Origin of the sequence: Thioclava sp. F42-5 (assembly GCF_002213195.1) — a bacterium.
GTDB classification, from domain to species: Bacteria; Pseudomonadota; Alphaproteobacteria; order Rhodobacterales; family Rhodobacteraceae; genus Thioclava; species Thioclava nitratireducens.
Window position 1 is genome coordinate 290,431 of record NZ_NBNZ01000004.1, and the last position, 20,939, is coordinate 311,369.

General features: G+C 56.2%; 13 protein-coding genes and 1 pseudogene. 8 read left to right on the forward strand and 6 right to left on the reverse strand.

Annotation, left to right across the window (positions count from 1 at the left end):
- Positions 1-185 precede the first annotated feature (185 nt).
- Complete coding sequence (locus B6V74_RS13030) at positions 186-1,106, forward strand: hypothetical protein (protein ID WP_146694552.1); 921 nt, start codon at positions 186-188, stop codon at positions 1,104-1,106.
- On the opposite strand, the gene B6V74_RS19010 is transcribed toward B6V74_RS13030, so the two are convergent.
- A complete protein-coding gene (locus B6V74_RS19010) occupies positions 1,101-1,262 on the reverse strand; it encodes a hypothetical protein (protein WP_168184225.1) in 162 nt (53 codons plus the stop codon). The two genes, B6V74_RS13030 and B6V74_RS19010, sit on opposite strands and share 6 nt — an antisense overlap.
- A 1,096-nt stretch (positions 1,263-2,358) precedes the next feature.
- Between B6V74_RS19010 and B6V74_RS13035 the strand changes: the two genes are divergently transcribed.
- Complete coding sequence (locus B6V74_RS13035) at positions 2,359-2,613, forward strand: hypothetical protein (protein WP_088722998.1); 255 nt, start codon at positions 2,359-2,361, stop codon at positions 2,611-2,613.
- Between the two features lie 285 nt (positions 2,614-2,898).
- On the opposite strand, the gene B6V74_RS13040 is transcribed toward B6V74_RS13035, so the two are convergent.
- Positions 2,899-4,119, reverse strand: coding sequence for a hypothetical protein (locus B6V74_RS13040; protein ID WP_088722999.1), 1,221 nt, complete (start codon positions 4,117-4,119; stop codon positions 2,899-2,901).
- A gap of 227 nt (positions 4,120-4,346) precedes the next feature.
- On the opposite strand from B6V74_RS13040, the gene B6V74_RS13045 reads away from it, so the two are divergent.
- From B6V74_RS13045 to B6V74_RS13065, 6 genes and pseudogenes are all read left to right on the forward strand, one after another.
- A complete protein-coding gene (locus B6V74_RS13045; RefSeq protein WP_088723000.1) occupies positions 4,347-6,368 on the forward strand; it encodes a class I SAM-dependent DNA methyltransferase in 2,022 nt (673 codons plus the stop codon).
- Positions 6,365-7,669, forward strand: coding sequence for a restriction endonuclease subunit S (locus B6V74_RS13050; protein WP_088723001.1), 1,305 nt, complete (start codon positions 6,365-6,367; stop codon positions 7,667-7,669). Before B6V74_RS13045 ends, B6V74_RS13050 begins: the two co-directional genes overlap by 4 nt.
- Before the next feature lie 119 nt (positions 7,670-7,788).
- On the forward strand, positions 7,789-9,075 hold the full coding sequence (locus B6V74_RS13055; RefSeq protein ID WP_088723002.1) for an anti-phage deoxyguanosine triphosphatase: 1,287 nt from the start codon (positions 7,789-7,791) through the stop codon (positions 9,073-9,075).
- Positions 9,072-10,172 carry a type I restriction endonuclease gene (locus B6V74_RS19225; RefSeq protein ID WP_206185203.1) on the forward strand — a complete coding sequence of 367 codons (1,101 nt, stop codon included), beginning with the start codon at positions 9,072-9,074 and terminating at the stop codon, positions 10,170-10,172. The genes B6V74_RS13055 and B6V74_RS19225 overlap by 4 nt, the downstream gene beginning before the upstream one ends.
- A complete protein-coding gene (locus B6V74_RS19085; protein WP_206185204.1) occupies positions 10,153-12,000 on the forward strand; it encodes a type I restriction endonuclease subunit R in 1,848 nt (615 codons plus the stop codon). Before B6V74_RS19225 ends, B6V74_RS19085 begins: the two co-directional genes overlap by 20 nt.
- A gap of 83 nt (positions 12,001-12,083) precedes the next feature.
- Positions 12,084-12,482 (forward strand): annotated as a pseudogene (locus tag B6V74_RS13065) (integrase core domain-containing protein); the annotation flags it as partial.
- Between the two features lie 57 nt (positions 12,483-12,539).
- Here B6V74_RS13065 and B6V74_RS13070 read toward each other — a convergent pair.
- The 4 genes from B6V74_RS13070 to B6V74_RS18790 form a co-directional block, all read right to left on the reverse strand.
- A complete protein-coding gene (locus B6V74_RS13070) occupies positions 12,540-13,922 on the reverse strand; it encodes an integrase family protein (RefSeq protein ID WP_088723003.1) in 1,383 nt (460 codons plus the stop codon).
- 384 nt (positions 13,923-14,306) lie between these two features.
- Positions 14,307-18,869 carry a hypothetical protein gene (locus B6V74_RS13080; RefSeq protein ID WP_146694553.1) on the reverse strand — a complete coding sequence of 1,521 codons (4,563 nt, stop codon included), beginning with the start codon at positions 18,867-18,869 and terminating at the stop codon, positions 14,307-14,309.
- A gap of 160 nt (positions 18,870-19,029) precedes the next feature.
- A complete protein-coding gene (locus tag B6V74_RS13085; RefSeq protein WP_088723006.1) occupies positions 19,030-19,242 on the reverse strand; it encodes a hypothetical protein in 213 nt (70 codons plus the stop codon).
- Between the two features lie 305 nt (positions 19,243-19,547).
- Complete coding sequence (locus B6V74_RS18790) at positions 19,548-20,543, reverse strand: hypothetical protein (protein WP_146694554.1); 996 nt, start codon at positions 20,541-20,543, stop codon at positions 19,548-19,550.
- Between the last annotated feature and the right edge of the window lie 396 nt (positions 20,544-20,939).

Genomic DNA, 20,939 nt, shown 5'->3' on the forward strand with positions numbered 1-20,939 from the left:
ATTTGGCACATGTGCGAACTAAGCGTCGTGTGGTGATGAAGCTACGACTGGCCGGGCAGCGGTCCAGAGGGGCATTACATGTGAGGGCTCAACCCTAGCCCTAGCCCGACCCGTCGCCCGTCCTTACTTGACCTGAATTCCCCTCGCTCCCAAAGTGCGAGCGTCGGTCAATTCAGGTGTTTACGGTGACTTCAAAGCAAGAATTTCCTCTCAGTATTTATCTCGATCTCGAACAGGGAGAGTTTGCAGACCTCGAAGTAGTCTCCGAAGCGTCCATCCATCTCATCAATGCGATGAAAGACGTGGTCGCATTTGCCGATCCGGGGGCACATTTCCAAGTCGTCGTGCAGAATGGCAAGGAGAGCAGTCTACGCCTGAATAGCCTGATAAAGCTTATCTCCGGCAATGAAGGCTCTGACGAGGACAAGAAAGCTCATCGTCGCGGAGTGGCTGTGGGTTGTATCCTGACCGGGATCATCGGCTGGCTGCCTGCACAAATCGGGTCACACTATCTAGACAAGTTCCTCAATGCGATTGATGCCAAAGTAGTCGAAATGCTGCATGGTCGTGCAACGGACGAAGAGATTTCGGAAGTCCGAGAGGACTGCCGAGCGATCTTGACCGGGGTCGCGAGGAACGGGGATGCCTCGAAGCACGTGCAGCAATTCTACTCCTCACTGCAAAAGGACAAAACGATCGTAGGCGTAGGTCTAGGCGGCGATCACGATGCACCGCCTGACTTCATCATCCCGCGCGAGCAATTCGCACTGCGCGCCCGCGGAGTGCCTGAGGACATCGAACCGGAAGAGCGCAAACGGGTCGAGCGCATGGACCTTTTGCTGATCCAGCCTCGGCTGACGGCAGATAACCGTGCTTGGCGCTTCGCCGCGAATGGCTTCGAGTTCGGAGCGAAGGTGCTCGACGATGAGTTTCTGTCGCAGACGCTGTCGGGGCAGCGAGAGATCCCGCTGCGCGAAGGTCTGGTCCTTGATGCCGAAGTCGAACTGCATGAAGTGCGTGCCGGAGAAACCTGGGTTGTGAAGTCTCGCAGCGTCATCAAGGTCAACGATGTCAGCTCCGGACCGACCCAAACTTCCTTCTTATGAACGGTGCTTGATCAGCATCACCACCCCAATCACGATCATCGCGGTGGATGTCACGCGGCCCACGAAGGTTCCGTAGTGCTCAAAGATCAAACCAAGCATCGGTGTGGCGACCAAGCAGACAGAGGCAGCAATCCAGATCGAGCGCATCTTCACCACGTTGGCCTCCCCTGATGCTTGAAACTATCTACCTTAATGTGTGCCGAGGGCTTTCTATCAATCAAGCGTCGGGTGCAAGCGCTGAGGCGACGGGCGCAAATTTTCTGCTCAATGTGCAACCGGGAAAGTTTACTGCGGACACAGAAGCATACTGCATCTGATCAGAGCCGCTCTTTCCGCTTCCGCTCCCGCGCTAACGGTCCCACTGCAATCCAAGCGGCGCTCTGCTGCTTCGCAACCGCGACGAAGCCCGTGTCTTGAAAGATCATGTCGGCGAACCTCGCGGTCGGCACTTAACCTGACTGTCTTAGTCGGAAAGCAAACGTAAAGTTTGGCGCAAGAAATGTTGAGTTTGGGCATCAGAACGTAAAGCCAAGGCCCATTTCACTTTACGTTCTCAGCCTCGCAAGCGCCCCTGCCTGGACTGAACGTAAACCCTTGAAGGTCGAGTTCTCCCAATAATACTTGGCTTATCTTCGTCAGAGTTAACGCGAAGTTTACGTTTTCGAGTTCGAAAATCGATTTTCGCAGGCAGTCGCAGCTCTGAAGAAACGAAATAGGCGCGACGGCGATCGAAAACGATGTGCGGACGTTCGATTGAGGACGCATGGATTTCGATCCAGACTCGCTGTTCGAGAGCTGATCCGACGCCGGGATGGGGCCTGGAATAACTGCTTCGCGAGCGAGCCAGTTGATCCGCGATCGGGCGGTGTGAGCGACCTGGAAGTGGTCGCGATGTGGCGCAAGCTGGAAGACGGAGATGGCTTATCGCGCAAGCCGGTCGGACCGGTCCTTAAACGATGACCGCATGAAATGCACACGGAAACTCTGCGGGCCCTGAGCGACCTCTCCGATCAAAAACCCGGAGCTTCTTTGGCGCACTTAGCTGTGCTTGGCTGGCCTTGGAAGCTTCCGAGCCTCCGCCTTGCGCTGTCCGAGGTTGAGTAGCTCACCGGCTATCCAGCTAAGCAGCTATCCAGCTGGCGGCGGAGCGCGTCGAGAGTGGTGTAGACAGCCGTCGACGTGGCGCTTGTCAGATCGTGTCACGCGTGCTGAACTGAATGTGAGCAGTGAGCTACTTGAGGAGTGGAATGGCATGTCGTGGGATCTCTACCAGTATGTTCCACCGGTTCTCGCACTCGGTTTCTGCCTGTTCTTGGTGCTCGAAGCGAAGTTCATCTCATGGCAGTTTGATCGTCGTCACGGAGATGAGCGCGCGAATGCAAATGGGTTCGTTAGTTGGCTTTTGACGCCGACGAAAGCCGAGCTGATGCGGGAGAACGAGGAGCTGCGAAACGAGTTGGCCCGTCTTTCTCGCGTAGATGTCCGTGACCGCAGTGGTTCCGAGTGACCACCAAGTAAGTCGCTGACCGACTGCTCGATCGATCAGTGCCGCTCATCTGATGGTCTTCGTTAGGTGGTTGGCTTGTCCTGATTGGCCGCTGCTCGAAGCCTCGGATCGCGCAGGATATTTGCACAAATGTGCCGCATCAGAGGACGACCACATCCGGCTCTCGAGCCTTTTCTTGCTGTCGTGGCGTCCGCTGCTCACCGGGGGCGCCTTTTAACTGTAAGTAAGTGCTTATCCCTTGTGTATGCCTTGCTGTTCTTCCGTCATGCATGTCCCTCTCGATCGCTACTCTTGCCTCCTCATCCGCGCGCGCGCCGTCTTCTCACGCTTTCCGAGATTGACCAGCGCGACATGCGCGTTCCGGTTCATTTCAGCCCAAGCGACGAGCGGCGGCCTCAGCCTGTGGTTTCCCCGCTTCCTCGCTCTTCCGGTTCCTCTAGTCCTCAGAACTCTCGTCATGCCGCGCGCTGCCTTCGCGGTGGCCTTCTTCTTCCCGGCTTCCATTGAAGCCAGACCGGTCACACCGGACCTGAGGTAAGTGTTCGCCCTGGCGGTGTCCTTCACGAGGCCGAGCATTGCGGTCCTGGTTGTCGGAGGTGAGCAGTGTGCGAACGTCGGCAGCATGAAGCGGAAGTAGTGCCTTTGAAGGTCTTCAGGTCGCAGGTTCTGCAACGATGGAATGTCACTGACACCTAACCGTTCAAGTTCAGTGCCGGTGATTGTTGTTTCAACCCGCACCCGCTTCTTGTTTTCTGGCAAGTCGAGATATGTGCCGTCCGGGCGCTGCGTGTCGATGACCTTGTCCATCAAGCGGATCATGACCGCGTCGCTTTTCGCTCCGAGATACATTGTGCCGTCGATCGCAGGGTGCTCATGATTTTCCGCCGCGAGCCTGCTGCGATTGAAGTCGTCCAGCTCCGGTGAGGGAGAGAGCTTTCTTGTTGCTTGCGCACCCCGGCCGTGTGTCGAACGAGGTCGACTGTCCGCCTTCGCCCAAACGTCGCGGTCGGTCCAGATGGTGCGCTGCAGCGCGCCCAGGAGGGCGCTACGGGCGTTATCGCTCGGCTCCCTGGGATAGACATCAAGGCTGACCTCAAGGCCCGTCACGCGCGACCTGAGGGCCTCCCCGAAGGCGGCGGCGAGTGCCCGGTGGATTGTATGGATCGCGGTCAGATTCGCAGGTTCTTGGATCTTGATGGTGCAGGTCGTGAACACGCTGCCCGCTGTCATGTCTTCAGCGTGAATATGGCTGTCTCGGTCCAGGAACTTCCGTAGCTCTCTCTGAACATGTTGCACTTGCGTTGGCCGTCCGAGGTGCATTTTGAAGGAGATCCAGTCGTAGACCGCGTGAAAGCGATAGGAGTTGAGATCGATCACCGGAACCAGGGAGAACCTACCCGCAAGACGCCGTTGCTTGTTTTCGAGGCGCTCAAGGCGATGGGGCAATTCCAGTGGTAGTGCTTGCGTCTTGAAGAAAGGAAGCTGAGCGGTTGTGGGGAAGGTCATGGGGTCCTCGGTGCCTTTACTGTGCCATACGCAGTGAAGGTGCGATCGTCGCATGGGATCCGCATGCTCGATCGGCCATTCGCAGACCGGCTGCCCACCAGCGGGGCTCAGAAAGGCTTCCGGCCACTGATGTGAGTGCCAAGCATTAGGTCCTCGATTGTTCGTCAGAATACCAGTTGCACCGCGTAGGGCCTCGTTACATCCTGTCCGCGAATTTCGAGGGATCCATGAGCAACAACGACATCAAGAGCTTAAGCAGTTTCGTCTGGTCAATTGCAGAACTTCTTCGCGGCGACTTCAAGCAGTCCGAATATGGCAAGGTCGTCCTGCCATTCGTGGTCCTGCGCCGACTGGACTGCATTCTAGAGGCGAGCAAGCCTGATGTGCTCGCCATGGCCGAGAGCCTGCCCGCGGACATGGACGATGACGCACGCGACACGCTCCTCTCCGGTATCGTCGGCCAGAACATCCGGCTCTACAACATGTCCCGTTTCACCTTCGCCTCGCTCAAGGGGCAGGATGCGAGAGACATCCACCGAAACCTGATCGACTACATCACCAACTTTTCGGGCAATGTCCGGGATATCTTCCTCGACAAGTTCCTGTTCACCGATCAGCTCAAGCGCCTCAATGATGCGGGGCTGCTCTACCAGGTCTTCGACCGCTTCACCCAGATCGATCTGCATCCGGACGCAATCTCGAACATCGAGATGGGCTATCTCTTCGAAGACCTGATCCGCCGCTTCTCGGAGATCTCGAACGAAACCGCCGGTGAACACTACACCCCACGCGAGGTGATCCGCCTCATCGTTTCGCTTCTCCTGGTCAACGACAAGGAAGCGCTGACCGGAAGCGGCGTCATCCGGCAGGTCTATGATCCAGCGGCAGGAACCGGCGGGATGCTCTCGATCGCTGAGATGGAGATGAAGGATCTCAACGATCGCATCCGGGTCGAGCTCTTCGGTCAGGAGCTGAACCCGGAATCCTTCGCGATCTGCAAATCCGACATGCTGGTAACCGGGCACAATCCCGAGAACATCGCCTTCGGAAACACGCTGACTCAGGATGCTCACCAGGGCAAACGCTTCCACTACATGCTCTCCAATCCGCCCTATGGGGTCGACTGGAAGAAATACGCCGACCCGATCAAGGAGGAGGCCGCCGATCTCGGCATGGAGGGCCGCTTCGGTGCAGGCCTGCCCCGGATCTCGGACGGGCAGCTCCTGTTCCTGCAGCACATGATTTCCAAGATGCGCAACGATGAGCAAGGCTCGCGTATCGGCATCGTCATGAACGGCTCGCCCCTTTTCACCGGCGGGGCTGGCTCAGGCGAGAGCGAGATCCGGCGATGGATGCTGGAAAACGACTGGGTCGAGGCGATCATCGCGCTGCCGACCGACCTCTTCTACAACACCGGGATCCAGACCTATGTCTGGCTACTCACCAACCGCAAGCACAAGGACCGGCGCGGCAAGGTGCAGCTAATCGACGCCAGTGGCGAGCGGTTCTGGAAATCGATGCGCAAGTCGCTCGGCTCGAAGCGGCGCGAGATCCCACAGGAAGCCACCGAAGAGATCGCTCGGATCTACCACGACATGCTCAACGGCAATTCGGACTGGGCTGACGTGTCGAAGATCTTCGACAATACCGATTTCGGCTATCGCGAGATCCGGGTCGAACGGCCGCTCAAGCTCGCCTTCTCGGTCACACCCGAGGGGCTGGTGGCGCTGCGCGAGGCCAAGCCCTTCGCCAAGCTGGACGAGGATGAACAGGAGCGCGTTCTAGAGGCCTTGGAGGGGCTTCCGAGCGGTGAGCGCTGGGACGCTCGCGATAAGTTCGAGAAGGCGCTCAGCGACGCTCTGCGGGCCGCTGGCGTGAAGCTGGGGGCGCCGGTGAAGAAGGCGGTTCTGTCTGCGCTGTCCGAACGCGACGAAGATGCCGAGGTCTGCACCGACAAAAACGGCAATCCCGAACCCGACACCGATCTGCGCGATCACGAGCTGGTGCCGCTGAACGAGGACTGGCGCGCGTATGTGCAGCGCGAGGTTCTGCCCTTCGTCTCCGATGCCTGGGTGGATGAGACCTACACCGACGCCCAGGATGGCGGCGTCGGGCGCGTCGGATATGAGATCAACTTCAACCGCTACTTCTACAAATATGTCCCGCCCCGCCCGCTTGAGGAGATCGACGCCGAGTTGAAGGCGCTGGAAGCAGAGATCGCAGGTCTACTGCAGGAGGTGGTTGAGTGAGATTCGACAAACTCAAACGCTTGGTCGATCCGGCGAGACCGATCACATACGGGATCGTGCAAGCGGGACCCGAGTTCGACGGCGGGGTTCCCTACATTCGACCTGCTGACATGACGGATGAATCTGGTGTGAAGGACTTCGGATCAATCAAGCACACTAGTCCGGAAATCGCGCTGCAGTATCGCAGAAGTGCGGTAAGAAGCGGCGATCTCATAATCTCTATAGGTCCCTCCTTCGGAAAGGTCATGGAGGTTCCCTCCGACCTCGACGGCGCGAACCTGACGCAGGGGACAGCACGTGTTGCACCCGGACCAACCCTGCACGCCCGTTTCGCGTTCTGGTGCCTACGCAGTTATCATTGCTATTCGCAGTGGGAAGCAGGGATCGGCGGTGCAACCTTTCGCGCACTGAACCTTGGTCCACTTGCTGAAACCCGCATTCCCAACCCCGACCTCGCGACCCAACGCCAGATCGCCGACTTTCTGGACCGTGAGACCGCAAGAATAGACCTGCTGATCGAGAAAAAGCAGAGGTTGGTGGCGTTGCTGGGGGAGAAAGAAGCGGCGTTTATTGAAAGCATGGTCACCAACGGATTCGCTTTCCAACCCTCACGCGATCAAGCGATCAGAGAAGACGGCTGGAGGTTGGTGAAACTCAAGAATCTGTCCTCTCGTTTGAAAGTGGGCGTGGTCGTAAACCCCTCAGAATACATAGACGACGATGGCGATATACCTTTCATCTACGGCGGAAATATCCGGGACTACTACATTGACACAGCGAACTGCCGCAGGATGTCTGCTGACAGTTCGCGCCGTCTCAAGGCGTCGCGTCTCCGACCGAGTGACGTGGTAGTAGTTCGAGTCGGTGCACCTGGCGTTGCTGCGGTGATCCCAGATAACGTTCCTGAAGCGAACTGTGCATCAGTGATGTGTGTGACCGTCAAAGTGTGTTCCGGCGACTGGTTGGCATACGCATTCAACAGTCGCTTTGTTCGCTATCAGGTCGAGATTGTCCAATATGGTGCAGCACAAAAACAGTTCAATCTCGAACACGCACGGGAGTTCACAATCCCTATTCCTCCTCGCGACCAAGAGGCAACTCTGGTTAACCAGATGCGTGCCTATAGAGACCGGAACATGAAGATCAAAGATACGACGCTTCAGTCCATCAACCGCCTCAAAGAATACCGCTCCGCCCTGATCACCGCCGCTGTCACGGGTCAGATCGACGTGACGACCTACGCCAAATCCGGCATCCTCGACCGCCAGCTCGATGCCATCCAAGAGGAGATGGGCGCATGACCGACGAGGCCGGCGACCTCCACGAACACGTGCAACCCCAGGGCGAGGGAGTTTGAAGAGACTTCAGCGAATAACTGAAGTTGATGCGACTATCATAGTCCAACGTTGGGAGAGTAGAATTGATTGCAGATCATTCCTTTTTTGAAGAGCGTCTTCACGAGAACCAGGATCGACGTCCGGGCGACATTCGATCTCCCTATCAAAGGGATCGAGCGCGGATCATGCACTCAGCGGCGTTCAGGAGGCTTCAAGGCAAGACGCAAGTCATGGGTGTTGGCGAGGGGGACTTTCATCGAACACGACTGACCCACTCAATCGAAGTTGCGCAAATCGGATATGGAATTCTAGAAGTCCTACAAGGGAAGCAGGCACTTCTGCCGCTTGGTGTGCAGGATTGGTTGCCAAACCGAGATTTGATTGAAGCAGCGTGCTTGGCTCATGATCTTGGTCACCCACCTTTCGGTCACAAGGGCGAACAGGCTTTGCATCGCGCTATGCGAGAGCACGGAGGGTTCGAAGGGAATGGGCAAACTCTTCGAATTCTTACGCGTCTCGAAAAATACAAGGCACGAGGCAAGGGGATATATCCAACGCGTCGACTTCTCTTAAGTGTGCTCAAATATCCGTGTGCGATGGATGCGTTCGATGTAGCTCAATACGCGTCGAAACCTCCTAAGTGCTATCACACAGAGGAGAAGCCTTTCGTCGAGTGGGCATTACGCGGTTTCGGTGAAAGCGACAGAGCGGTCTTTCAACAGCCCGAACATGGTAAGCCCAAGCATCATAGCCTCGATTGTAGCATTCTCGAACTCGCCGACGATATCGCTTACGGGATTCACGATATCGAAGACATAGTAGCCCGGGGCCTGGCTTCCAAAGAGGAAGTTCGTGCCGAAATCAGCCGTGTATTCGACGAAGTAGGAGGGTGCATCCAACATAAGGATATCACGTTCAACAGTGATTTCATCTGCTCTGGACTCTTAGGTGACAGCTTCACTCGAAAGCAAATGATCTCGAACCTGGTAAACTTGTTCATCACTAGTGTCGAAGTGACGGTGAAGGGCGGGTTCGAGCATCCTCTATTAAGGTTCAACGTCGATTTGCCCTCGGCTCACGGTGAACTTCTCAAGAGGCTCAAGGGTCTCGCCTACCAATTGATCATACGAAAAGCAAAAGTCCAGCAGCTAGAACGTCGAGGTCAAATGATCGTCGAGACGTTGTTCGAGACGTTGCTGTCCGCACCAAAAGACCTTATTCCCCAAGGATCTTGGGATGACGGTGTCCCGGACGCCACGGATGAGCGTCGGGTTTGTGACTATGTCGCTGGAATGACCGACACTTATGCCGAGAACCTCTATAAGCGCCTCTTCCAGCCGGGCTTTGGCAGTAGTGGGGACGAGTTGTGACCAACACCCACACCACTGCCGACATCCACCAAGAGAAGGTCTTCGAGGCGCATATCGTCTCCTGCCTGACCTCCGAACAGGGGTATGTCGAACGAAACTCCGCGTCCCATTACGACGTCGCTCATGCCCTCGACACCGAGTTGCTGTTTCGCTTCCTAAAGACGACGCAGCCTGAGGCCTGGGAGGTGCTGGAAAATCACTACAGCGCGCAGGCCGAGGCGGAGGTTCTCAAGCGTCTCGACAAGGCTCTGAAGGAGCACCCGACCCACGTTGTGCTGCGCGAGGGCATCAAGCTGGTGCCGAACATCCGCTTCGCGCTGTGCTTCTTCAAACCCGCCTCGAACCTGAACCCGGATCTGACGCGGCTCTACGAGGCGAATATCCTCTCGGTGATGCGCCAGGTGACCTATTCGGCGAAGAACAAGAACGCCCTTGATCTGGTGACCTTCGTTAATGGCATTCCGGTCACGACGCTTGAGGTGAAGAACCTGCTGACCGGCCAGAACGTCAAACATGCCGAGAAGCAATACCGCAAGGATCGTTCCCCCGCGGGCGAACCGCTACTGACCTTCAAGCGCGGTGCCATCGTTCATTTCGCGGTGGATCAGGACAATGTGTCGATGACCACACGGCTGATGAACGGCAAGACGCGGTTCCTGCCCTTCAACCGCGGGCGCAATGGCGGTGCCGGTAACCCCGACGTGCCGGGTGAGAACCGCGTCGCCTACCTCTACAAGGATCTGCCCGAGGGAAAGGCCGTCTTCTCGCGTGAGGTGCTTCTCGATCTGATCGGGCGTTTCATCCATCTCGAGCGTGGCGAGGGCAAAGAGGTGCTGATCTTCCCGCGGTTCCAGCAGCTCGATGCGGTGCGCAAGGTGCTTGCAGACGCAAAGGCCCAAGGCGCAGGGCAGAACTACCTGATCCAGCACAGTGCGGGGTCCGGAAAGTCGAACACAATCGCCTGGACGGCGCATCAGATCATCAATCTGCATGACGTGAACGAACAGCCTCTCTTCGACACAGCGATCATCGTGACGGATCGCCTGGTGCTGGACCGGCAGCTTCAGAACACCATAGGTGGGTTCGCGGTCCCGTGATCTGAAAGACGCGATCATCAAGGGCGCGCGGATCATCATCACGACCATCCAGAAGTTCGGCACTGAGCATCTGGCGACGATATCAGGACAGGCCGGAAAGAACTTCGCGGTGATCATCGATGAGGCGCATTCCTCGCAATCCGGGAAAGCGGCTCAGGCGATGACCGATGCGCTGACCCGCGATGACACCAGCCCCGAGGATATTGAGGACCTCGTTCTGGCATTCCAGAAAGCGCGCGGCCCGCAGAAGAACATTTCGTTCCTTGCCTTCACCGCGACCCCGCGCAACGTCACGCTGGAGCGCTTCGGGCGCATCGGATCTGACGGCAAACCGCACCCCTTCCATCTCTACTCGATGCGGCAGGCAATCGAGGAGGGGTTCATTCTGGACGTGCTCCAGAACTACATGACCTACAAGGCCTACTATCAACTCGAGAAGACGATCGAGGATGACCCGGCTTTCAAGGGCCGCAAGGCGCAAGCGCGCGTCGCCCGCTATGCCTCGTTACACCCGACCGCGATTGACCAGAAGGTCGAGGTCATCGTCGAGCATTTCCGTCGCCATGTCGCGCGGGAGCTTGAGGGCAAGGCGAAGGCGATGATCGTCACGCAGAGCCGCGAGCACGCGCTGCGCTATTGGCAGCGTCTGAACGAATATATCGCAAGCAAGGGCTATTCCGATCTCAAGGCGCTCGTCGCGTTCTCCGGCGATCTGACGGTCGATGGGAATGAGTGGACCGAAGCGACTGCGAACGGCTTCGCCGAAACCGAGTTGCCGAAGAAGTTCGACACGGATGCCTATCAGGTCCTCGTGGTCGCCGAGAAATATCAGACTGGCTTCGACCAGCCGAAACTGGTCGCGATGTATGTCGACAAAAAGTTGGCGGGACTTCAGGCGGTGCAGACCCTCGCGCGTTTGAACCGGACCTATCCCGGCAAGGACCGCACCTTCGTGCTCGATTTCCAAAATACTATGGAGGACATCAAGGAAGCCTTCGCTCCCTTCTTCGAGGCGACGGCCCTCGAAGAACGAACGGATCTCAATCAGGTCTACGATCTCGAACAGCGGATCTCGAATTCGACCTATATCAACAAGGACGAGGTCGAGCGCTTTGCCGCTCAGTTCTTCAAGGGCAACCTGACCGAACAGGATCGTTTGGTTCTAGAAGGGACCGTGCGGCTCACTGTCGAACGCTTCCTGCTCGACGAAGATGAGGCGCAGAAAGAGGAGTTCCGGCAGCTCCTGAAGAGCTTCCAGCGCTTTTACGCCTTCGTCGCTCAGGTCGTGCGCCTGAACGACGCGTGGCTTGAAAAGCTCTACGCCTACAGCTCCTGGCTCTCATGGTTGCTTCCGTCGCGCGACGTGCCGGCCGATCTCACAGTATCGGACGACATGCTCGACCTGGCGGCCTTCAAGCTTCAGAAGGGTGAGGAGGGGAGTGGGTCCCTGACTGCGGGCGATACCACGACCTTGCAGCCGATCTCCGAGTTCGGTGCCAATCCATACACGGAAGAAGAGGAGCGTTCTCTCTCGGAGATCATCGACGCGTTCAACGATCGACACGGGACGAAGTTCTCGCGCGAAGACTTCCTACGGTTCGAACGCGTGACTCGCGACGTCATGGACGAGGACATGACCGAGATGATGCGCAACAATCCGGCCGACGTGGTCTACAACGCGTTTTCTCAAGCGTTCTTCCAGCAGATGGTGAAGATGTTCCAGCAGGATAACGAGATGCGAAACATCGTCATGACCGACAAGGACGCGCGTGAGCAGGCGACACGTCACTTCTTCAAGCGGGCGCAACGGCAGGCGCGGGATGGGTGATGATCGATACTCTTGCCCTTCAGGACGCCCGTGCCTCATCGGAGATCGAGAATGTTGTTACTACTCAGACCGCCGCGCGTCACTTGATCGTCTCTGACAACGGCACCGAACTGACCAGTAACGCAATCTTAACCTTCGCTACCGCCCACCGAATCGAGTGGCACTACATCGCCCCGGGCAAGCCGATGCAGAACGGCTTCGTGGAGAGCTTCAACGGGCGGATGCGGGACGAGCTGCTCAACGAGACCATGTTCCGAAACCTGGCCCACGCGCGGATCGTGATCGCCGCCTGGGCTGCCGACTACAATACCGAACGCCCGCTCTCGGCCTTGGACTACCAGACACCGGCTGACTACGCGCGGGCCCTGACCTCCGCAATCGCCCGCCCCGCTGCGCGAGATGATAGCTCCGCGCGTCGCGCGATTGCTCAACCTGCGCCGATCGGCGTAAACACCAACCGGGCTCCGGTCGCGGCTGGATGAAAGTTCAGTGGCAGGTCAGTTCGCCTATTCCTCATGGCTTCGTGCGAAGCATAAGGTTTATGCAGTTGCGCCCATCTCCACCGTTTCCAAGGCGGTCGCGAGAGTTGCTAATGCCTCCTCTTGCGGATCGCGGGTGTTGTTGAGCACCTTCGTGAGTTGAAGGTAATGCGAGGCTGCGCCACCGACCCCGTCGTGCTTCAACGGGTCGCTGTGAGCGAGGATCTGCGCGATGGTTGAGGCGGGCACTTTGAGGGAGTGCATGAGCGTGGACGCGGTTCTGCGAAGGTCGTGACGGGTCCAGCCAGTCGTCTTCGATGTCTCGTCGAGTGCCTTTTGGAAGCGATCCCAGTTGTCGAGCTTGCCTCGTCCTGTTCCATTTGGGAACACCAAGTCACTGTCCTTGGCGCTGTCCCATCCCGGTAATGATCGCAGTAGGGTCATGGCTGCATCGGAGAGGGGGAGATCCTGGCTCCTAGGGCCCCCACGCGTCGACTTGACAGATGGCTTGTGCCAGACACTGTTCTTGCGGTCTAGGTGTGCCCATCTCATGTCGCTAACCTCTGAGACACGCGCGGCAGTAAGCAGGATAAAGCGCATGGCGATCGGGCGGTGGTCTCTACTTGCGTCCAGTCGCAACTTTCCAAGCTTCGGTGCCGGAAAAGTCAGAAGCGGCAGCACTCGACCAAGCTCGTCCTGGGTGAGAACGCGAGTGCGCTTGCCCGTGATCGTCGTGTCATCAGCCGCAGGATCGTGCGTATTTTCGAGGCTTACGACAGCGAGCCGTGGCGAGCGAGATGCGCCGATTTTGCCGAAGCTCTTGCGCCCTGCAGCCCAGTCCAGCACGGGCGAGAGATAAGCCCGTGCTCTGGACGCCTGACCATTCGCGGTCTTCTTGCCTCCTTCGATGGGGGTCACGCGCTTGTAGGTCAGTGCGGATCGGGCGAAGTCTTCCTCGGCGATCTCAGTGACTGAACGTGAGAGTTGAGCTTCATAAACGCGCTCGATGACTTTGCGGGCTCCACTTGTGGATGATCTTGGGCCACGTGGTTGCCAAGTTTTCTTGGAAGGCGCAAATCGAGCCTCATATTCCAGCAGCAGCTCTCGCAAGGTGGGAACGTTGTCCACGAAATCGTTCGCGACGCGGCGAGCTCGCTTTTCGGCATTGATGTCCTTGCCCGACTTTAGATCTAGTCGCGCTCGTGTCGCTGCTTCTCGTGCTTCCTTTAGCGTCATCTGCGGAAACTGCCCGAGCGTTACGGTCCTCAACTTGCTCGCTGCATCACGGGCCTTGAGGATGAATGTAATCTCTCCCGTCGACGCCACCCGTGCCCGTAGGCCAGTGGCGCTGATGTCCGTGACTTCATACCGCTTCCCGGTCGCCTTCATCTTCCTGAGCGCGACGTCCGTCAGCGCGACCTTCTTTGCACTCATCTCGATCATCTACTGGGCTACATGGGGGCTACATCTTGGCCGCCATTCCATGCGTCTTCTTGACATGACCTGCAGTCGCCTGCAACAGCTGTAATCGCATCATGTGCATGTTTATAAATGGAAAATTTTTCATGCCGCCAATGGGTGAAAGGTCAAATTCAAGGTCGACTTGTTGATTGAAAATCCTCGTGTCGGTGGTTCGATTCCGCCCCCGGGCACCATTAAAACCCAATAAAAGCAAGACGTTAATCCTCATCTGCCTAGCCATAGTAGAAGCGCGTTTTGCTGTGGGTATCATTTGGGTAGCATTTTACTGGCTGGTAGCCCGCACGCCAGTGAAACGTGTGAACTACCTCGATAGGACCGTTTTGAGGCGTTGGAGCAATTATGCCCCTACTGTGCCGTGGCGACGAAAACCGGCTCAGGAGCTTCCTGTCCGACAAGCCTCTTTTCTCGATCCTTGTTACGGTCCTTGATTGCCGACTTTCGCGCTCTTCGAAACACTGGGGCGTAAAGTCCCCAGAGACTGGTTGTTGGTGCTTCGGGACTCACACGCGCATCCATAGAAGTCTTTGCAATTATCAAGCATCGCCAGAACTCCTCTGGCGTCGGGGCGTTCCACATGCTTTCAACCCAATGCCGCGCCCATATGGCACCCTCGTGTTCCGAAAACGCGTGCTTGGCGGCTTGCCCTGATACGCCTCTGTGATCGATGTGCTTACCCAAGATGTCAGCGAACTCAGCAGATCGCATTGAGTAGCCCGCAATCGAAATTGCGTATGCTTGATCTAAGCTATCTTCACTTGCCGCCAGATCTAGGACCATCGATTTGATAAAGTCGGCAGCACCGAAGCGTTCGGCTGCAAGGACTTCGCGAGCGAGTTCCGCGTCATTTTCTGAACCCAACAGCCTTTGGCGCCAAATTGATTTCATCGGGTCCGACGCCTCGGCCCCCCAAATCGCTTGGTGCTCAAGCGTCAGGTCATCGCCCAAGGCCAGCATTACGAAACCCTGTGACGACGAAGCCCGCGTCAGCAGAGCGACAGCGCGTTCTGGAGACTCGCCTGAAATCAAGTTTGCCACCGCAAAAGCCAAGTTTTTTAGCCAAACAAACTGAGCACCGTCCGCTTGATCCAAAATCTCGACAAGTTCGCCCAGCAATGCCGGAACTTCACTGACAAGACTGCTAAGCTCTTCGATGCTGGTGTTTTGAACCAACAGTTTTGCATCTGACTCCTTGAGTTCCTCGAAAAACGCCTTGGCCACAGCGTTGAGTCTGTTTTGCTTCTCATCGAAGTCATCGTCGCTTCCCAGAACCTCTTTGAGGCTCCGTTGCTTGGGAAAGCGTTCGCCGTCTCGGTCCGTTTCTTCGATAGACAGAAAGGGGAACGGAGCCGGTTCAGATTTAGAAAGCTTAAAATCTGCCGGGGGCGGCTGAATTTCGCGCGTAGCCGCGAGCCCACTGCGAAGCCGCAGAACAAAACATTCCACCAATGGCTCTGTAAACGCTTGTCCAAGCCTTTCACTCGCCGCAAACCAAGTCTTCGAGCTAATACGCTTCAGGAGGTCATCGACAGGCATCTCGTCGTGTGCGCATGCCTCAACCAACAACATTGAACCGAACCAGCCCTCATAGGTCTTTTCATCCACTGCGGCCGCGTTCCAGTTGCTGCGCATGTGCGCTTGCCGAACACTGTCCAGATCACTGTAAGTCGCCAATTCGTAGGCAACAGCGCGCAGCTTTGAAGACGTCCCATGACAACAGGCCAAGATTTGTTCTTCGAGTTCGCCGGTAATCGGTGTTTGACCGTAAAGCGCCGCCGCAAGGGCACCATAGGCCGCATCTTCGTCGCCTCTTTGAAGAGCGTCCCGAATTGCGGTTACTATCTCTTCTGATGTCTGAGGTTTTAGGCTTGGGATGACCGAAAGAAGGTAGTCTGGCCCGAGCGCTTTCCCTGTCATGCACCTGAGCTGTTCGCCTGCCGAAATCTGTCCGGCAGCGTAGTAGAAGGCGAACATGCGGCAGATCGATTGATCTTGTTCCGGCAATGTCTCGAACGCATCAGTCTCTTCCATCCGCTTGATCAAGCGTGCGGCCAAGTCAGCATCGACCAAGGGGAGGTGATCCTCGGAGTTCAAAATCACCTGTCGCAAAGGAAGGCCAGTTCTTGTGAGCAGGCCTGTCAGTATGCTTCGAGTTTTCTCAACAGCGGCTTCGGGTTCAAACCGAGCGGCAACAGGAAGAAAGTCTCCGAAACTGTGATCTTCGCCGCTGACCCCCATAGTCTGCCGCATCTTGTTAACGTCGAGCGCAACGAAATGCTGCAAGCCTTGATCCATGTCTGATGGTCGCATAGCTTCGGGATTTGCCACTTTGACTTGGCGCCATTCGGTTGGTGATGGCGGCTCAAAGTGATGCCAGCCTTTTCGCAATTCTTCGGCTATTACAGAAGCTTCCTGAGCGTCTCTCTCGTCACCGCTGGCATGGAGCATCCGAACCACCGTCCATTGTCCACCTTTCGAAGTTTTTTCTGCGCGCAGTGGTTCAATCGCGTTGCGAAAGGCGTCTCTTGTCGCGGCGCGATCGATCCGATTGAACGTGGTAAGCTGCGGAAACTCTTTTCGTGCTTTATAGATTTTTCGATCCAGTGCGAACGCCATGCCCATCGCCACAAAGCTGTCTGCGAATGGAACAAGGGAATGACCTGCCAGTAGCCGCAGAGCCAACGAAATCAAGTCGTCAGGCTCACTCGATACTTCCGTCATCTGATCCAAAAGACGCTCTTCGAACGCGGAGAGGTTTTCCAATTCTCCATCGATCTCTGCCTTCTTTTTCTCAACTCGTTCTGCGTAGTCTGCATCACCCTGCTTGTGATATCGCTTTGCTTGCTCAATGGGGTCTTTGTTGTAGCAGCGAAGCCAGTTATGGATTGCGGCTTCTGCAGCACGCCAGCCCTCTTCGGTCGAAGCGACCAGGAATGCAGCGTGAACAAGCCAGTCGTGATTTATCCGCCGACCACTTTCGAGACACAGCAGCTTGAGGGTATCGAATAACGCATCCGGTTGATTTTTGACAATCTCGACAAATTCTTCGAAGCGTTGATCGTTCACGTTCTGGAGGTTTGCGAAAGCATCCAGTAGAACCGAAAAAACCGCGGGATCGAAACGGATATCGTCCAAAGCGCATATCAGTAAAGACGCAAAGAGGACGTCAACCGTTCGGTCCATCGCATTGATCGGTTCAATAAGCTGAGTTATCCGGTCGGCCAAATCATGGCTGGCCCGGTGAGCTTGCCACAACTGGTCGATGAGCGTGAAACCCAGCGCAAGGGTCAACCCCTCATCCCGAAGTTCATAAAGGTCGCCGGGCCCCGCAAGCGGCCGATAAAACCGGGTTTCGATCACAGCTGCTGAGTCCGCCTGAAAATTTTGAGGCGGTTCGTTTGACGACGCTTGCACCCGTTCAAGAACCTTTGTTGCGTGGTCACTTAAGCGGCCTGTTAGTTGCGCAAAGGTCTCATCTTCGTAGTTGTCACGCTGTGATGCACGCAGGTGTTCCATCAACAGCCTATCTGTGGTCAACCCTTTCCATGCGATGGCATCTCGGTGCAGCAAGGTGGCGACCGCGACCGCCAGTAACCTCGGGTTCTTGAGTGTTTTCAGGGTTTGTTCGTCAAGCCAGTCGAGGGCGATCCCATAGTGCGTCAAAAGCTTATCGCGTTCCGGGGGCGACCATTCAGGAATCTCGATAGTCTTCGGCTTGAATGTCAATCCGTGGGCGATTGCCTTCCCCCAGAAGTGCGGTCTGACGGTCACGACCATCTTGCCTCCAATTTCCGCCAATCGGGATTGGATGCCATTAAGCAGTTTGTCCCAACGAAAGCTTCGCCGCTGGTTCAAGCCATCGATGACGATCAGCAACGAAGCTACTGACGGCGACGCTCTCCATGCTTTAAGCCGGTGCCTCCATCTAAGCCTGAGCGCATCATCCGCGACTTCGTCAGTTTGTTTGATCAGTAGATCGACCAAGAAATCATCAAGGTCGTGGACAGACACACCGTCAAGCTGCTCCGCACCGATGAAAAGCGCCAAGCCTGTTTCGTCGGAACACAACTGTGCGGCAAGCCATGATTTCCCGTGCCCCTCATCCCCCAATAGGATTACTTCTTTGCCTGTGGCCAGTGCATCCGTGATGTCTTTGCGTAGCTCAGTGCGCATTGGCGGGAAGTTTTTGTCCTGCTGGACGGCAAGCCCTTGTCCGAGCCGCTCCCTAGCGTGACGTGTCGAGCCAAAGGTTTGTTCTCGCCATGCGGCATTCTGATCGACTGCGCGCTTGAACGAGAGCTTCGAGACATTGAGATTTGATTTGAGACGCTGGAGAAGACTTTTGAACTCCGGATGCCTCGAAATGGAAGAGAACGCAGCATTTAGGTCCTCTTTACTTAGTTTTTTCTGCTCGGTTTTCTCATGGTAATTATCGACAATGAAATCGATGGCCGCACTATCTGCGGCAACCACAGCAATGGCTAGAAGCGGCAGCGGGGCGGCAGTCCAATCCAGAACAAGCGTGGAGATGGCTTGCTTGTCGCCATCATCCTCAATAGCACTTGCGAGCTGCGTACTAATCTCCGTCGTTGCGCCGAGAATCCACAAGCGATCAGCGGCACTGGTCTTCCGGGACAAGTCCGCGATTTTGGTTATTACTTCATTTCGGTGAATATCACCTGAGTAGCGCTTGGCCTCAAAGCAAACGGGATCGCTCGGCATTGCGGCGTCGCCATCCATTCCTCCCTGCAAGCCACTTGCCGCAAGGCGAAACGGAATGCCTGTCAAATTGGTCAATACAAGTCGAAGCAGCCCTTCAAATCCATCCGCCCCAGCTGCTTTGAGAGACAATAGTCCGATTTTTACCGTTTCGAGATGTTCTTCATATTTATTTTCCGCACTATCGACCATGTATTGATTTTCCCAATCGGCAACCCTCTTTGGCGGGCCGTGCCCGGTTACGCCACTGCTCTTGAAACGATAATTGCTGCGTGGGTTGAAGGCCAGTGTTGACCAAGAAAAGGGGCGCAGATCGCGCCCCTGTCTATGCTCGCTGACAGGTTGGGTCGCCCTACGCAGGCTTCTTCGGCTGCAAAGCGCGCCGCGCTTCCTTCTCAGCTGCGGAACCCTTCACCCATTGCCACGGGGTGCGCGGTTTCCTCGCTTTCCCCAGTTCGGGGTTTGCCTTGGCATCGCTGGCGGCAGCGCGCAGGCGTTCACGGGCCTCGCGTGGGTCGAGCTTGAGTTCGTCGCAGATGGCCTTGAGCGTCACGATATCTGTCATGTTGATCTCCTAGTTTGCTGATGAAGATCGATAAGACGAAGGCCGCTGGCGAGTCAGGGACAATTTTTACCCTACTATGCCGTAGCTAAACTGCAGCTCAGTATTTTGTTCCGGGGGGACAAGGTCCTCTTAAACAACGTCAGTTGCGACGGGACTAAACAACTCGATCTGCCCGAGAATGTGACCGTCCGGTAGGTAACTGACACCGCTATATCCTGTGGTCATTCGCTCTGGTCGGCTGAACTCCCTAAGAACCTCCGGCCCTTGTCTTGACGTATCGACTAGGCGTCGGAAAACTTTCTCTTCTATGCCAAAAAAGTCCCAGAAGCCTGATCAAGCCGGAAGGGATGCTTTGGCTGCATAATGACCTTACCGTTCTCGAAATCAAAAGGCAGAATTCCGCTGTGATCCGAGGGGAAATAGCCACCAACGAAGCGAAGCCCTTTCATTGTTGGTAGCAAGCACTCCCAAATGGTGATTGAGAAACCAAGTTCACCACTCACCAGAGTGCCCGTTCGGAGAGCCGCTGAAAGCACCGGTTGACGCAGCTTTGCAAGACTAGGCGCATAGTGCAATGATCGAACAGCGGTAGAAAAAGCGCCACTTTCGTCAAAGAATTGGCGTTCACCCGGTGTCTGAGGGTCCTCGGCTGATAGTTTAGTAAATATCTTGTCACTGTGGGTGTGAACCGCCCATCGCATGGCAACAATATACCCTTTTACGCTCATGGGGGCGCCTGATGGGTCAAGTACGCGAACGCGATCAAATTGTTTTCGCCATTTTGCGAATTGCACAGTATTGAAACCCACAGAGGTGATAGTGCCCTTTGCCTCTGCTAGAGATACCTCGCCAGATGAACCAACACAGAAATAGTCGGGCGCGTCCCCATCCTCGGTCGTATCCTTTTCAACTGAAACACCGTGTGCCACGGTCAACGCGCAATGATCTCGAACATCTTCGATGCGGGCCACATGACTGATGTCCAGATGCCTATCGAGAAACCAGCGGCAGAAAGCTTCACCCAGTTCGTTGGAGTTGTTCTGCTTTTTTGTCCTGTTTGCGCCGAGACCATTGTGTTGAAAGCGAAACGGCGTAGTGGGCTCCAATAGCCGTACATGCTCGAAATGCGCTGGGTCAGGATCGGGTGGTGCAATATCGAAGCTCTGCAGATAGTAGTGATGGTAGAGGTCTGCTAGATCCACCATTATTTCAGGCACCGCGCTGCCGGGCTTTGCAGGGTCCTCAAGAGATGGCGGTACTGCTGGGAATTTATTGAGTGCTAGTTTCACCGATTTCTGCATGTTTGCCGTTCTGCTTCGTTCTGAAAGATCAATGCGATCTAAGCATCCAGATTGAAATTAGCTGGCAATCTACGCTGGCACTATGGGTATTTAATTCACAGTTGCCTCCGCCGCCTGGTCTTTGGCATGAGGTCGTCGTGGACATGGAGGCAGCATCTACAGTTTGTCTTTGAATGATTGCACGGTGATCTGCAACTAACCCCGAGCATCGAGAGCGAAACGCGCGCGCGGCGGCGTTGTATTGAGCCAGCAGCGCCGGAGCGTGCCTCGGGCATGGTGATCCCGTCGCAATCACCGCTGGCGCGCTGTGCGCTGCGCTCACGGCGATCATCCCGGCATCTACACGGACATGGGTGCATCGGTATGGCTACCCCTGTGGTCTCCCTCGACGGAACG

Excerpts from the sequence above, each read along its gene's own strand:
- B6V74_RS18790 (WP_146694554.1), bottom strand. The coding sequence starts at position 20,543 with ATGCAGAAATCGGTGAAACTAGCACTCAATAAATTCCCAGCAGTACCG.
- B6V74_RS13080 (WP_146694553.1), bottom strand. The coding sequence starts at position 18,869 with ATGGTCGATAGTGCGGAAAATAAATATGAAGAACATCTCGAAACGGTA.
- B6V74_RS13085 (WP_088723006.1), bottom strand. The coding sequence starts at position 19,242 with ATGACAGATATCGTGACGCTCAAGGCCATCTGCGACGAACTCAAGCTC.
- B6V74_RS13040 (WP_088722999.1), bottom strand. The coding sequence starts at position 4,119 with ATGACCTTCCCCACAACCGCTCAGCTTCCTTTCTTCAAGACGCAAGCA.
- B6V74_RS13070 (WP_088723003.1), bottom strand. The coding sequence starts at position 13,922 with ATGATCGAGATGAGTGCAAAGAAGGTCGCGCTGACGGACGTCGCGCTC.
- B6V74_RS13035 (WP_088722998.1), top strand. The coding sequence starts at position 2,359 with ATGTCGTGGGATCTCTACCAGTATGTTCCACCGGTTCTCGCACTCGGT.
- B6V74_RS13045 (WP_088723000.1), top strand. The coding sequence starts at position 4,347 with ATGAGCAACAACGACATCAAGAGCTTAAGCAGTTTCGTCTGGTCAATT.